The sequence below is a fragment of the Flammeovirga sp. MY04 genome (genome assembly GCF_001682195.2).
GTDB classification, from domain to species: Bacteria; Bacteroidota; Bacteroidia; order Cytophagales; family Flammeovirgaceae; genus Flammeovirga; species Flammeovirga yaeyamensis.
In genome coordinates this window covers 26,751-40,843 of record NZ_CP003560.2, presented here as the reverse complement: position 1 = coordinate 40,843, position 14,093 = coordinate 26,751, and the positions used below count along the sequence as shown (strand labels likewise).

At 32.1% G+C, this 14,093-nt stretch carries 13 protein-coding genes; 3 read left to right on the top strand and 10 right to left on the bottom strand.

The annotated features are described in order from the left end of the window. Nucleotides 1-178: 178 nt before the first annotated feature. The 6 genes from ftsA to MY04_RS00150 form a co-directional block, all read right to left on the bottom strand. Nucleotides 179-1,531 (bottom strand): cell division protein FtsA, encoded by a 1,353-nt coding sequence (gene ftsA / locus MY04_RS00175; RefSeq protein WP_066204573.1) that lies wholly within the window; start codon nt 1,529-1,531, stop codon nt 179-181. Nucleotides 1,532-1,669: 138 nt separating this feature from the next. Next, nucleotides 1,670-2,446, bottom strand: a complete 777-nt coding sequence (locus tag MY04_RS00170) for a cell division protein FtsQ/DivIB (protein ID WP_066204570.1) — start codon at nt 2,444-2,446, stop codon at nt 1,670-1,672. After that, entirely contained in the window at nt 2,443-3,822 is a 1,380-nt protein-coding gene (gene murC / locus MY04_RS00165; protein WP_066204567.1) for a UDP-N-acetylmuramate--L-alanine ligase, read from the bottom strand. The genes MY04_RS00170 and murC overlap by 4 nt, the downstream gene beginning before the upstream one ends. A 1-nt stretch (nt 3,823) precedes the next feature. Next, complete coding sequence (gene murG / locus MY04_RS00160) at nt 3,824-4,942, bottom strand: undecaprenyldiphospho-muramoylpentapeptide beta-N-acetylglucosaminyltransferase (RefSeq protein ID WP_066204564.1); 1,119 nt, start codon at nt 4,940-4,942, stop codon at nt 3,824-3,826. 254 nt (nt 4,943-5,196) lie between these two features. Beyond that, the gene (locus MY04_RS00155; RefSeq protein WP_066204561.1) at nt 5,197-8,142 is read right to left on the bottom strand and encodes a gliding motility-associated C-terminal domain-containing protein; all 2,946 of its coding nucleotides are present in this window, start codon (nt 8,140-8,142) and stop codon (nt 5,197-5,199) included. Between the two features lie 135 nt (nt 8,143-8,277). Further along, complete coding sequence (locus MY04_RS00150; protein ID WP_066204558.1) at nt 8,278-8,787, bottom strand: DUF6702 family protein; 510 nt, start codon at nt 8,785-8,787, stop codon at nt 8,278-8,280. A 205-nt stretch (nt 8,788-8,992) separates the two neighbouring features. On the opposite strand from MY04_RS00150, the gene MY04_RS00145 reads away from it, so the two are divergent. From MY04_RS00145 to MY04_RS00135, 3 genes are all read left to right on the top strand, one after another. Next, nucleotides 8,993-9,367 (top strand): response regulator, encoded by a 375-nt coding sequence (locus MY04_RS00145; protein WP_066204556.1) that lies wholly within the window; start codon nt 8,993-8,995, stop codon nt 9,365-9,367. 71 nt (nt 9,368-9,438) lie between these two features. Beyond that, nucleotides 9,439-9,729 (top strand): hypothetical protein, encoded by a 291-nt coding sequence (locus MY04_RS00140; protein ID WP_066204554.1) that lies wholly within the window; start codon nt 9,439-9,441, stop codon nt 9,727-9,729. 4 nt (nt 9,730-9,733) lie between these two features. Beyond that, a complete protein-coding gene (locus MY04_RS00135; protein WP_066204551.1) occupies nt 9,734-10,504 on the top strand; it encodes an MBL fold metallo-hydrolase in 771 nt (256 codons plus the stop codon). A 49-nt stretch (nt 10,505-10,553) separates the two neighbouring features. Here the strand turns inward: MY04_RS00135 and MY04_RS00130 are convergent, their stop codons facing one another. From MY04_RS00130 to MY04_RS00115, 4 genes are all read right to left on the bottom strand, one after another. Beyond that, nucleotides 10,554-11,210: a phosphatidylserine decarboxylase family protein gene (locus MY04_RS00130; RefSeq protein WP_066204548.1), complete on the bottom strand. Its 657-nt coding sequence runs from the start codon at nt 11,208-11,210 to the stop codon at nt 10,554-10,556. Between the two features lie 141 nt (nt 11,211-11,351). Further along, nucleotides 11,352-12,338: an outer membrane beta-barrel protein gene (locus MY04_RS00125; protein WP_084005705.1), complete on the bottom strand. Its 987-nt coding sequence runs from the start codon at nt 12,336-12,338 to the stop codon at nt 11,352-11,354. 219 nt (nt 12,339-12,557) lie between these two features. Beyond that, nucleotides 12,558-12,887, bottom strand: coding sequence for a hypothetical protein (locus tag MY04_RS00120; RefSeq protein WP_066204541.1), 330 nt, complete (start codon nt 12,885-12,887; stop codon nt 12,558-12,560). A 373-nt stretch (nt 12,888-13,260) separates the two neighbouring features. Then, the gene (locus MY04_RS00115) at nt 13,261-13,614 is read right to left on the bottom strand and encodes a hypothetical protein (RefSeq protein ID WP_066204537.1); all 354 of its coding nucleotides are present in this window, start codon (nt 13,612-13,614) and stop codon (nt 13,261-13,263) included. Nucleotides 13,615-14,093 lie beyond the last annotated feature (479 nt).

The following is a 14,093-nucleotide window of genomic DNA, read 5'->3' as shown; positions in this document are numbered from 1 at the left end:
TTATTCTTAAAGACCTTACAAAAGGTCGTAAATTCTATTACAAATAATTACTGCTAAATTAATAGCAATAATCGAAAGATTATACTATTCTTAGAACAATCTCTAAAAAATTACAATTCCTTGATATGAAATTACATAATTTTAGTACTTAGTCCTAAGAGTATTGAAAAAATCCAATTTAATCTTTATAATCTTCATCATCATCATAGTCATCGATCAACAAATCTTTCGCTTTTTGTAAAAAGTCAGAAAAAATGTTCTTTCCACGAGGGCTTGTTGGTTCGACTACTTTTGATTTATCTTGAGAGATTCTCTTCTTTTCTTCTTGTTGAATTGGCTGTTGATAAATGCTTCTTGGACGGTTTTTATCTCTTTCATCAATAGATTTAAAACCAGCCAAAGCCAATCCTAATGCTGTAGCAAACTTTGGATCTTTTACTCTATCAGAACCATGAGATTTACCAAGGAATTCGATAGGATATCCAATACGAGTATCCAATCCAATTTTATATTCAAATAGATGCTGAAGATTTCTTAGTTTGGCTCCTCCACCAGTTAATACTAAACCTCCAGCTAATTTGTCCATATAACCAGAATCTTTCAATTCGGCAGAAATAAGATCAATAATTTCTTCCATTCTCGCTTCGATGATGTAAGCAAGATTTTTAATAGATACTTCTTTTGGTGTTCTATTATTGATTCCAGGAATTTCTACTACATCAGAATCTTTTGTATTGGCAGCCATAGACTGTCCAAATTTCACTTTTAATAATTCTGCTTGGTTTTGCATTACTGCACAACCTTGTTTGATATCAGAAGTGATGATATCGCCTCCAAATGGAATTACCGCTGTGTGTCTGATAATACCATCATAGAATATTGCAATATCAGTTGTTCCTCCTCCAATATCGATAATTGCAACACCTGCTTCTTTTTCCTCCTCAGAAAGTACGGCCATACTTGATGCTAAAGGTTCCAACATCATTTGATCGTTTTCTAAGTTACTTCTCTCAATACATTTTGTAATATTTCGAATAGAATTGCTGTTTGCAGTAACAATATGGAAATCTGCTTCCAATTTTACACCAGCCATTCCTACAGGATCTTTTATCTTTTCCTCACTATCTACAGTATAATGCAAAGGAAGAACATGAATAATTTCTGTACCAGGTTCTGTAATCACACGGTACATATCATTCGTTAATCTTTCCACATCTGTTACAGATATTTCATCTTCCTGATGAGGAAGAGTAATACTTCCATGTTGTCTAAAACTTTTGATATGCTTACCTGCCACACCGACATTCACAACATTTATTTCAATATTGGAATCATTTTCTGCATCTGTAATTGCCTGATCTATCGCTTCAGTAGTTTTAGCAATATTACTAACCGTTCCATCACGAACTCCTTCAGAAGCTGCATGACCAAGGCCTAATATCTCCAACTGATTATGTTCGTTCATTCTACCAACTACGGCACACACCTTAGTTGTTCCTATATCTAGCCCTACTATAATCTTTTCTTCCATATTCAAAGTGTATTTTGACAAGTAACGTTGCGGGTTTAATCTATATTTTGGAGGAGTTACTCATTAAAAAATTCGTTTTAAGGAACAAAATTTCTAAATATGTTCCTAAAAAAGCAAATATTTCAAATTGTAAATTAATCAATTACAAACAATTTGTCCCTCATATTGCAATTTTATATTCCTATAAACATTCCAACCCTTATTGGCTACAATTGAATTATAGTATAATTTTAGCTTACCCAGTTTTTTGGTATAACCTGTAGGCAAACCAAATTCTATTCTCTCTTTTCCTACTTGTGGGTAAGCTACTATATCCATATTAGGTTGTATCTCTAATTGGGTAATTTGAGCATTCCAAAATCGATCATTACTTAGTGTATTAACAAATTCCAAAAAGCTAGTTCCATAAGCTGTTTCCTTTAAAAACTTTTTATCCAATAGCTTCTCAGCACCTTTTCCAGTGATTAATACAACTCGAGCAGAATATTTTTTTGATAGCCCAATCAGTTTGCCATCTTGATTGATATATGTTGATTTTCCTGATGGAGTAATTACCCTTGCAATAGGTCTATCTTGTTCGATATCAATGACTAAATTATTTTTGATATCCTTAGACACTTGGGCTTCTCTCACAAACTGAATTTCATTCAATTTTTGTTCAATATCTTTTATAGAATTGATCTTCACCCCTGCTTTATCCAAATTCATTTTAGATATAGCATCTTTTACTTCAGTATCTTCCACAAAGCGTGGAGCATTAAAGTTAGAAACGTTAATAATAAGCTCTCCTTCAGATTGTTCTGCAGAATGTGTAAATGCAAAAACAATAGAAATAAGCATCAGTACAATAACTAATAGTAAGCTTACTACTCCTTTTTGATTTAAAAAATGCTTTAATGTATTAATTCTACTCATTTTGAAGTAAGTATGTCTGCAATTTGCGAAGTGAAACGATCGATATTCCCTGCACCAACAGTGGCTATAACTCTACCCTTAAATTCGTGAATTTCGTTGAGTAATTGATCATCTTCCACAATCTTTTTTTGATCATGTAAGATTTTACCCATTAACATTTCGGAATTTACTCCTTCCACAAATTCTTCTCTTGCAGGGTATAATGGCAATAACCATACTTCATCTGCTAATGATAAACTTTTTCCAAAGCCATCTGCAAAATCAGATGTTCTGGAATACAAATGTGGTTGAAAGATAACCGTTACTTTTTCTTCTGGATACAGGGCTTTTAATGACTTTATAAAAGTAGTAATTTCTGTAGGGTGATGTGCATAATCATCTACATATACTTTATTTTCAGTATCTACCCACTTTTCAAATCTTCTCTTTACACCTTTGTAGGTCGTAATACCTTCTTTCACATCTTCTGGAGTTAAGCCAACTTCAAGAGCTATTGACATCGCTAACAAAGCATTTTCAACATTATGAAAACCCGGAAGAGATAGATTAATTTCTTTAATTTCTACGCCATTTTGGAAAGTGGCATCAAAAATAAATTTCCCATCTTTTATCTCTAATTGATGGGCAAAAGTATTTCCAGAAGTTAAACCATAGTTAAATTGAGTAACTCCTTTTTGTCCACTTAATTTATCAATTTTAGCCTCTAAAAATAATTTACCGTCTTTAGGTAATTTATTGATAAATTCTTGGAAAGATTCAAAAACTGAGGCTTCATCACCATAAATATCCAAATGATCTGCTTCACAACTTGTCACTCCAATAATGTTTGGTGATAGTTGTAAAAACGAGCGATCAAATTCATCTGCTTCAACAACTACAATATGATCTTCTCGGTTACTATCACCTAAAAGCATATTGGTATTGTAGTTGGTTGATATACCACCTAAAAATGCAGAACAGTTTTTTCCAGCATGAGTAAGAATATGCGATAACATGGATGAAGTAGTCGTCTTACCATGTGTTCCTGCTATACCTACTGTAAAACTAGATTGAGTGATCATACCCAAAACTTCAGCTCTTTTTTTCAAGGTATATCCTTGCTCTATCAAATAGTTTTTTGCTTGATGGGTATTTGGTATTGCAGGTGTGTACACCACTAAAACATCTTTCTTATCGTATGCTAATAGTTCTTGAGGAAGATCCTCTATCGAATCATCATAATGAACAGTGATACCTTCAGAAACCAAACGCTTTGTTAGATCAGTTGCTGTTTTATCATAACCACTCACCTTTATGTCATTTGCATTGAACCATCTGGCCAATGCACTCATTCCTATCCCTCCTATTCCTAAAAAATATATATACGGTGGTAACATTCTAATTAAACTTTTTATAGTGTCTTTCTGCTACATTAATCACTTGAGCAGCGATATCGTTAGCTGCATTAGGTTTCCCTAATTTTAAAATTGATTGACTTAATGATGCCTGTTTTTCCTTATCATTAATTAAAGTCAAAACTTCATCTACTAGTTGCGCTCTCGCATCTACATCTTTTACTAAAATCGCCGCTCCTTCATTTACCAACGCCATAGCATTTTTAGTTTGATGATCTTCTGCGACATTAGGTGATGGAACAAGAATAGTTGGTAACCCTGCCAAACACAATTCAGAAATTGATAAGGCACCTGATCTACCTACTACCACATTTGAAATGGCATATACTTTTTCCATTTCCTTAATGAAAGCAACAACATGTAAACCTTCTTTTTCTCTTCCACCAAATTTTTGATGATATCTTTCGTGATAATATTTACCCGTTTGCCAAATGATTTGCACACCTGCTTCAAGTAATTTATCAACGCCATTTGCCATGGATTCATTTAGTGTTAAAGCTCCCAATGATCCTCCAAAAACAAATAAAACTGGCTTATCAGAAGAGAAGTCCCATTGTTTATATCCTTCCTCTTTTTGGGAAGATAGATCTACAATATCTTGACGTACTGGATTACCCGTAAATTCTATCACTCTTTTTGGAAAATAATATTCCATATTAGGGTAGGCCACACAAATTTTCTCTGCTTTACCTCCTAGAATTTTATTGGTTAATCCTGCATATCCATTTTGCTCTTGAATTACAGTAGGTATTTTTCTATTCTGTGCTATCCACATTATTGGACCACTAGCATAACCACCTACACCAATGACAACATTAGGCTTGAAAGAAGAAATCAACTCACCTGCTTTCCACAAACTTTTGATTAATTTAAAAGGAAATTTCAGGTTTTCTAATGTCAATCTTCTTTGAATACCACTAATAGGTAAACCAACAATTTCGTAGCCTGCTTCAGGAACTTTATCCATCTCCATTCTACCTTCAGCACCTACAAACAGAATATCTACATCGCTATTAGAAGCCTTTAAAGCATTCGCTATCGCTATTGCAGGATAAATATGTCCTCCTGTACCTCCACCACTAATAATTACCTTTAGTTTCATGTTGATTAGTTTATAATTCAAGGAAGATCAAAATTAAAAAAAATGATTGTTTATTTATTATAATAATTTGAGTTAAGCGAAAAATATTAGGAGAATCTTTGGTATTAAAGGAGTATTTAAATGAATACCTGTTCAAATTTCAATTTCAAGGGTACTCATCAAGTAATGTTAGTTTTTTGAGATCAAAAAAATAGAGGTCATCTTTTGGGATTATCTCCCTTAAGATGACCTTCATTTATAAATTTATGTCAATTTTATTGAGATGAATTTCCTTTTATTATCACAAAGCTTCCCTTTATCTCTACCTTTTCATCCTCAGCTTTTAAACGATAAGTTTTCAAGGTTCCCTTATAATAATAATTACCAGGTTCTAATTCGTTACCATTATTATCTTTTCCATCCCAGTTTATCTCAATATCACCATCATTTTCTACGGACTTGTAAGAATAAACATTCGCTCCATACCTATTGATAACAGTAAATTCTATACCCTCAACAAATCTAGGACAACGCATTGGAATAAAAGTATCATTATAATTATCGCCATTTGGTGTAAATGCATTTGGCAATTCATAATACACACAATTATCTTGAATGATTACATTACTTAAAATACTTTCATTGCCAGAATCATCGACTGCTGCAACGGCATAAGATCCTTCCACATATTCTCTATTATCAATTAAATAAGATACTGGAGAAGTTAATGGCACTCCAATAGGATGATCTATGGTTGCTATTGGAGCACCAAATTCATTTTTAGAGAAGGAAGCTCTTCTACTATAATAAATATTGTATTTCACTATATCATCATCACAATCAGCACCAATCATATTTCTCCATACTAACTGAACAGAAAAACGATCTTTATTACAGAGTTTATCTCCATCTTTAAATGGCTCTATCAAGCAACTATCCATTCTTATCCCTTCTTCATAATTAGTTAATTGAAGAGTTGGAGGACAAGGAGGTATAGTATCTAGTAGTTCTACCGTTAGTTCTTGAGAACGGTTGATTAGTGGTTCAGCGATTTCAGGAACTTCAAAAGAGCCTATGGTCTCGATGTAATAAGTATATAATTTTTTATCGTCTAAAGGAGCATCTGGTTTTCCATTATCTCTGTAACGTAAACCTTCCGTATGTACAAATACACTATCGTATAAACTGAAATTTGTTTCATCTCCTTCAATTTTACGATATATTTTATGATATACAGCCACTTTATTAACTCCTACCTCAACAGTATCAGGTGTTAAATTCCAACCTACATTTGCTTCCCATATCAAATCAATATAATCAAGAGCTGGATTACTTCTTAATCGAGTACTTGATGCCAGTAAAGTAGTATCAAAAGCTACAGCATCAGAGGTATTGGTTCCTTCTAAAAGCTCCACTAAATAATGGAATTGCGTTTCATCTGTATTGATGAGAATGTCCATCAAAGTGGTATCCTGTCCTGCTATTAAAGACGAATTAATTTTTTGATATTCACTATCATCTAATCTTTCGTTTCCTTCACCTCTATAAACATTATAGAAAGGTACTTTACCTGGTGTTAAGTCTTGAGGAACTGTCCAACGAAGATTCATCTTTCCATTATCCTCACTAGTTTCTTCAACATCTACTTGGACCATATATGCTCCATCAGGTATAAAAGCACAATCTTCATTGGAAGCAACACTTTCTCCTCCTTGTGGACGACCAAAAGTAGCATAAATTCTATAGCAATAATTCGCTCCTTGTTGAACAGTCCTATCCACAAAGGAAGTCGTATTAGCATCTACCTCATCCACAAATTCATATCCTGTCCATGCCGGTAAACCTGTTTCACATTCAGGGTTGAAATCAATGGAACCCTTTTTACGGTAAATTCTTATTTTATCGGCACCCTCACAATTATAAGCATCCCAATTTAAAGTCACTTTAATATCTCTATTGGTTATTTCAGTAGAATTCGGAGGAGTAGCAACAAGCCCTGTCGGAGGTGGCCCTAATACTCTAATATGCCAATTTTCTAAAGTACCTAATTGTTGATTTCTAGAATTAGGATGATCTAATGCTCTAAAAGTTACTTTATAAGGTTCTTGACGAACATCTGAACATTGAGGCGTCCAAGAGAATGCACCAGTTGCTTCAGAATCGTTCACTCCACCATTCACAACATTGAAATCCATTTCGGAATAAGGAGAAATAGGTACAGCATCACTTTTCTGAGCGATTCTTAAAGACACTCTATGAGGCCCCCAATCCAATGTTGAATCTGTATTGTAACAAGGAGCATTGGATTGATCATAAGCAAATACTTGTTTTAATATTGGATCTCCTGCAACTACACAGGTATCAGCAGGTGCTTCAATAATGGGTCTTAAATTGACGATATCGTCAATAATCACTTGCATATCACGATTCACAGAACCGATTAAAATTCCATTTCTCCATTCCTCTACAAAAAAGGCCACATTGTACTGTCCTGCAACAAAAGGAGCGTCCCAAATCAAATCACCTGTAATTTCATCAATTCTAAAATCTGCAGGTTCTTCACATTGTTCAGTTACCTTTGACCATTCTTCATTAGGATCGTCCGGAAATCTATAGTTTTGTACAGGAGTATCTCTTCCTTGCAAACAAACCGTCAAACGATAGGATAAGCTATCACCGTCTACATCAAAAGCTCCAGCATTATGGACAAATCGTTGACCAATTGCCCCTTTGATCACTGGGGGAATTAATAATACAGGAGAACTATTAAGACCTAAAACAGGATTAATCAAAAATTCTGATTGTATAAAAAATGGTGTTTCGGATGAAATATCCATATTTCGAACACCTTGATTTCTATTTCTTTCGAAATAGCTTATTTTATATGTTCCGTTAGATGGAAAATTGTGTTCAGCTTGATAAATTAAGATCTGTGTCTCTCCATCTTCAGTGTAATCACCAGGATTTAAATTATTAGCTTGAACAAAAATAGGTTCTGTTCCATCGCCAAAATCAATTAAACCTTCACCAGCAGGCACACCATTGACATCTCTATAAAGTATAACAGTGATGATATATTCTCTTTCCCCACCATTAGGTTTTCTTCTCATGGTAAGGTCACCTGCACGAATATGTGTAGCAAGTGCGTCTGTTAAACCTACTATAAATACAAGAGTTAATAAGAGTAAGGTTCTTAATAGTTTATATGTTTGCGGTCTCATAGAAAATCTTTTGAGAGTAAATGAGCTAACGTTGTAATAAAAACTAATGGATTAAATTACATACAAAGCAATCATCAGTATTTTATTTCTAGTTTATTTATTTAATATAAAATCATTTTAAGGATTAATCAACTTTTACCATTGAATTGTTTCAATAGATTTCTTTAAATCGAATAGCCAGCTTTTTTTTGTGTCGTTACATTTTAAATGTAACATATTTCTTTGATCTTCATGCACATCGTACAATAAGGTATTTTCAAGTTCCATATTTTTCACTTTTCGAATTCCTGAAACTTCCAAATACACCCATACGGCTTGAATATCTCTTTTCTGATCCGTTTCTCTCCCCACCCACGAAAAAGCAACATCTTTATCGTTGATTTTAATCTTTAAGTTTTTATCAAAATATTTTTTTATCCATTGGTCACTATCTTCCACTTCATTTTCTGTAAATAAATGAAGCCGCGGCCCTCCAATATTAACAATTCCGTCTTCCAAATCATCTATAAATACTTTTGACGATATTTCTATAGATTTAGATTCCTGATTAAAATTAACTTCTGATACCGATAAATGTATTGGATGAAAAAACGAAGTGAGTCCTAAAGATAGGAATAATAAAAGGGATAAAATTATGAAACGCATTGATGGAACTTTATTAAAAATTCAACTATTATTTGACTTATTCCGTACTTAGGCTTTGGATTCTCTGAGATTAACTGATTTATTATATTATAATTTTTATTTTTCAGTTAATGTTTGTAGAATTATAATAGAAAACCACTACGAAAAGTTGAAGTAATACAAAATTCAACATATTCTGTAATCAATCTGAAACTATTTTAAGCAAATGGGAAAAAAAATATTAGTTGCAGAAGACAGTTCTGTAATCCAAAACATTACACGCAAAGTACTACAATTTCAAAATTACGAAATAATTTCTGTAAAAAACGGACAACAAGTCCTAGATAAATTAGCCAAAGGAGATTACGATGCAATTCTTCTAGACATCAATATGCCTGTTATGGACGGCATGGAGTGTGCTCAAAAAATTAGAGGCCTTGATGATGACAAGAAGAAAAATATTCCTATTGTAGCTATTACAGGTAATGCAAAAAATTATTCAATGGATGACTTCAAGGAAGTAGGCATTAATGAATACCTACCAAAGCCATTAAATTTTGACAACTTGGTAAATGTTGTCAACAAAGTCACCAATAATTAAGATAACTTCTATTTGATATCAATAAGAAACTGAATAAATTACCAACTAGTGTAATTTATTCAGTTTTTTATATGTCCAAATCTAAAAGTACATTAAAGCCTACTAAACATTTACAGAACAAACTAGAAGACTTATTTACCGAAACAGATTATCATTTAAGGTATGAGAAAGGTAGCTTCAAGTCCGGTTACTGTTTGATAAAGAATGCCAAAGTAGCCATCATAAACAAGTATTATAGTCAGGAAGGAAAGATTCAATCCATGATGGATATTTTAAAAGAAATCAATATTGATCTTTCAAATTTAAGCGAGAAAAATGTTGAGTTATATCAACAAGTAGTGGAGAACGACTTTTCTATATAAGCGAATGAGAATAACATTTTTAGGAACTGGAACTTCCCAAGGAATACCTATTATTGGTTGTCAATGTGAAGTATGCACATCTTTAGATTACAGAAACAAACGACTAAGGAGTAGTATACATATACAAACTGATAATAACGAGAGTATTATTATCGATTCTGGTACAGATTTCAGGCAACAAGTGCTTCGAGAGCGAATTACTCAACTAGATGGTTTATTGTTTACTCATCAGCACAAAGATCATACTGCAGGAATGGATGATATTCGAGGGTTTTATTTTTTAAATGGCATGAAACCTATCGAATTATTTGCTACTGCACCTGTTTTTGATCAATTAAAACAAGAATTCAGTTATATCTTCGCCAAAGAAAAATATCCGGGAGTACCTTCTGTTAATTTAAACACTTTAGAAAAAAACAAAACATTTAAAGTAGGTAAAACAGACATTTTACCTATCGAAGTGTATCATTACAAGCTACCGGTTCTTGGGTATAGAATCAAAAACTTTGCTTACATCACAGATGCCAACAGAATAGAAGCTGATCAAATGGATCAATTAAAAGGTTTAGATATTCTTGTTATTAATGCCCTTCAAAAGGAAAAGCATATATCTCATTTCACATTAGATGAAGCCAAGGAAGTTATTAAAGAGTTAAAGCCTAAAAAAGCATACATTACCCATATCGGACATAAAATGGGACTGCATGCTGATGTTCAAAAGGACCTACCAGAAAATGTATTTTTATCAGAAGACGGTTTAGTTCTTGAACTATAAAAAAAGCCATCATATTTAAATATGATGGCTTTTTTTAATAATACCTTGATTATAATGTGGCGATAACAGTTTCTCCACCTCGTGTTTTCTGATCTAATTCAACGTTTATTTTAGCATTTAATGGTAAATAAACATCGATTCGAGAGCCAAATTTGATAAATCCAAATTCCTCTCCTTGTTTCACTTCATCTCCTTCATTCACATACCATCTGATACGTCTTGCTAAAGCACCTGCGATTTGTCTATACAATACTTGAACACCATTTGAATTTTCTGACACTAAAGTCGTTCTTTCGTTATCAGTACTTGATTTTGGATGCCAAGCTACTAAGAATTTACCAGGATGATATTTAAAAAACTTAATTACACCTGAAATTGGATTCCTACTTAAATGTACATTTACAGGAGACATGAATATTGAAATTTGAATTCTTTCATCTTTGAAATACTCATCTTCCTGCGTTTGCTCAATCACAACTACTTTTCCGTCTGCTGGAGCTATTACTAAATTTTCTCCTTGGGGAATTGTTCTTCTAGGGTTTCTAAAGAATTGAAGAATTAATAAGAAGAAAATAACACTTACGGTGATAGATATCCCCTGAATTACTTTTGCTTCAGGAATGAAATAAAATAATGCTGCATTTAAGACAAAAAAAACGATCAACAAAGTGATCAGTAAGGAATGTCCTTCTTTATGTATAGTCATGTTGTGTTTAGATATACCAAATTTTCCGAAATATAATCATCATCTTTCAAATTTGAATGAAGTTATTTAGGAATAATCTATTTTTTTGACAAAAATAATGTTTTTGGCGTATATGTTAAGATTTACTTTTCTAAAATTTTATTAATGTCCAGCACCAATGATACGAATTCTCTTTCTATTTCTCTTTTCTTTACGCTGAATACGTTCCTGCTGTCTTTCTGTTTTTGTTTTCTTTCTTTTCGTTTTATCTACTTGTCCTCTATGCTTATCGCCATACTTTTGATTCTGTCTGTGTTTGTATTTATTTCCTCTAACTCTAGCTCCACCTAAAACTGCATGGGTATGTTCTTGTTGGACACCACAAGATTCTATTGGACATAAAGGAAGTTTTTGTTTTATATCGTAAGCAATTTTCACCTCAGCATTAAGTCTTGCCAAAAACATGTTGGACTTTAATTCACTCACTTCTGAAGTAGAATAGTTATTAATAACTTCTTTATAAGAACCAAATGAATAGTCCATATTTAACATTGTTGATACACTAAACTTATCTGAAACATATTGAGTGTAGCCAACACCAAACAACAAACCAAAAGAGGTGAATTCCCCATTGTTTTTTATACCTGTGACATTACCTCCAGAACCTCCATTGGACAATTCCATGTATTGATACTCTGTTAATCCTTTGTGCATTAAAGGAGATAACCTCACAAAGAAATTTTCTTTGATATGAGGTAAAAAGTAATTAGGAATGAATTTTAAAATATATAAATCTCCATAGAGAGAGTAAGTCCTCATCTCTGATCGCGCATTGGAAACTTGTTGATACTTATCTAAATCACTATCGAATTTTGAAAACCCAAAGCTACCTCCCACCATTAAACCATCGATAACCTGAAAATCGGTACTTAGAGTAAAACCATACCCCCATCCTGGATTTGGAAGATTGTATTCTTGTATAGGACTAGTAGAGGCTTGTGACTGATCAATCTTAGAATTAAAGTACATCAGTTGAGAGTTCGCACTAAAACCTACTTTCCATTTCGAATATTGTGCATAGGATTGCTGCGCACACATCAAGAGGACAAAAAGGAATAAGAACTTAATATTTTTTAAGCTATCGAACATCTATACTTTATGAGATTGAATAATTTTAGAATAGTCTGTCATTATCTCTTGCAACTTCTGTGCAAAATTTTCAAGGCTTCAAATATAATGAACAGAAATTTAAAATATTATCAAAAGATACAATCTTAGGTACAAAAAAAACAAAAAGAGTACTCGAAAATCGAACACTCTTTCCTTCTTAAACTAAACTAACAAACAAACTTTCAACTAAATAATATCTTATGAAGCTTGCTGATATTCATCTTGATGAATGCAATACTTCATTTCTTGAAGTACGCTTGAAATTATATTTTCAGGTACCTCATGGATTAATATTTTTTTATATTCTTCACAAGTAAGTATATCATTGTTCCTTCTAGCACTTGTAAAAATCTCATAAACTCTTGATTCAGTATATAACTTCACTACCTCATTTAGCAAAGTGATATTCACTTCAGAATTAGATCTGATATCATAAATAGGTTGTTTTCCAATCGTTTTATTTATTATAAGAACTCCTTGTTTAGTGTTATCATTTTGTATGAATTCGAAGTTAAATTTTATTTTCATAGGTAGGCTTTGTAGGATAGGTTATTAAATACTTGTAAATATTACATTTACAAATGAATGCATTAACACAAGTTTACACAAATTTTCGATTAATAAATTTCACTCGAATCAAATAAAGTGCAACATTATCTTCAAATATTCACATATTGATTTTCTACTATAAATACAACTAGAAATAACCTTATTTACAATATTAGTATATACATAGCCGTTTGAATACAATAAATTTAGATTAAATCTAAAGAAGATAGAAAATATAAATAATAAAAGAGCCCATAAAAATATGGGCTCTTTTATACTAAACTAACAAACAAACTTTCAACTAATTTTTTATTATGAGTATTTTATAATGATAGTAAATTGGGTGACAATTTTATGATGCATTTCTTAAAGATTGTTCTTCTTCAAAAATGCCTAAATCGATTAATTTGTTAATGATAAATTCAGATTCGAATTCACCAATTAATTCATCAATATAATCTTGTAACATTGCATCTACACCTTGATCCCTTAATTGTAGGAAAGTTTCGTAGATTCTAGAATCAGCGTATTGATTTTTACCTGAGTCTAGTAGCGTTTCATATTCGCTTTTTGAAAGAATCTCGCCATTCGTATCCAAATCAAATTTTAGTTGGCTGTTTCGATTTGAAACTACTAAAAATATTGGAGTAACGATATCAGAATATTTCAATTCTCCTTCTAATGTAATTTGAAAATACGTAACCATGGCAGCATATGATTTAAGAGTGGCGAATAATTAAGTTCCTTCTATATTTCAATTTTTGAACTTATTCACAAATACATCTAATTATCTCTAATGTACAACTATATAGCTCGTAAATAGGGATGTATCTAGAAATAGTTATATAATAAACTTTATATACTTATATCAAAAACTGAAAATAAGCTAATTATATAAACATGATTGAACTAATTTTGTTTCGAAAAAAAAGTTCCTTTTAGGAGAAGAAACAAATTATCTCAGCCTAAAAGGAATTTTAAGGTATCAAAATAATCCTATAGTCACTACTAATTATACTATCTACTTATTCTAACTAATAAAGCTTCAGAAGACAAAGCATAACGATTAGATAAAATGTCTATACAATCGATTAGTGTGACATTTGGATTACTGGATCTTAATTGTACATAAAGTTCATATATCAATGTTCTAAGACGTGTTGGCGAAAGATCCTTTTTTTCTTG

Excerpts from the sequence above, each read along its gene's own strand:
- ftsA (WP_066204573.1), bottom strand. The coding sequence starts at position 1,531 with ATGGAAGAAAAGATTATAGTAGGGCTAGATATAGGAACAACTAAGGTG.
- MY04_RS00170 (WP_066204570.1), bottom strand. The coding sequence starts at position 2,446 with ATGAGTAGAATTAATACATTAAAGCATTTTTTAAATCAAAAAGGAGTA.
- murC (WP_066204567.1), bottom strand. The coding sequence starts at position 3,822 with ATGTTACCACCGTATATATATTTTTTAGGAATAGGAGGGATAGGAATG.
- murG (WP_066204564.1), bottom strand. The coding sequence starts at position 4,942 with ATGAAACTAAAGGTAATTATTAGTGGTGGAGGTACAGGAGGACATATT.
- MY04_RS00155 (WP_066204561.1), bottom strand. The coding sequence starts at position 8,142 with ATGAGACCGCAAACATATAAACTATTAAGAACCTTACTCTTATTAACT.
- MY04_RS00150 (WP_066204558.1), bottom strand. The coding sequence starts at position 8,787 with ATGCGTTTCATAATTTTATCCCTTTTATTATTCCTATCTTTAGGACTC.
- MY04_RS00145 (WP_066204556.1), top strand. The coding sequence starts at position 8,993 with ATGGGAAAAAAAATATTAGTTGCAGAAGACAGTTCTGTAATCCAAAAC.
- MY04_RS00140 (WP_066204554.1), top strand. The coding sequence starts at position 9,439 with ATGTCCAAATCTAAAAGTACATTAAAGCCTACTAAACATTTACAGAAC.
- MY04_RS00135 (WP_066204551.1), top strand. The coding sequence starts at position 9,734 with ATGAGAATAACATTTTTAGGAACTGGAACTTCCCAAGGAATACCTATT.
- MY04_RS00130 (WP_066204548.1), bottom strand. The coding sequence starts at position 11,210 with ATGACTATACATAAAGAAGGACATTCCTTACTGATCACTTTGTTGATC.
- MY04_RS00125 (WP_084005705.1), bottom strand. The coding sequence starts at position 12,338 with ATGTTCGATAGCTTAAAAAATATTAAGTTCTTATTCCTTTTTGTCCTC.
- MY04_RS00120 (WP_066204541.1), bottom strand. The coding sequence starts at position 12,887 with ATGAAAATAAAATTTAACTTCGAATTCATACAAAATGATAACACTAAA.
- MY04_RS00115 (WP_066204537.1), bottom strand. The coding sequence starts at position 13,614 with ATGGTTACGTATTTTCAAATTACATTAGAAGGAGAATTGAAATATTCT.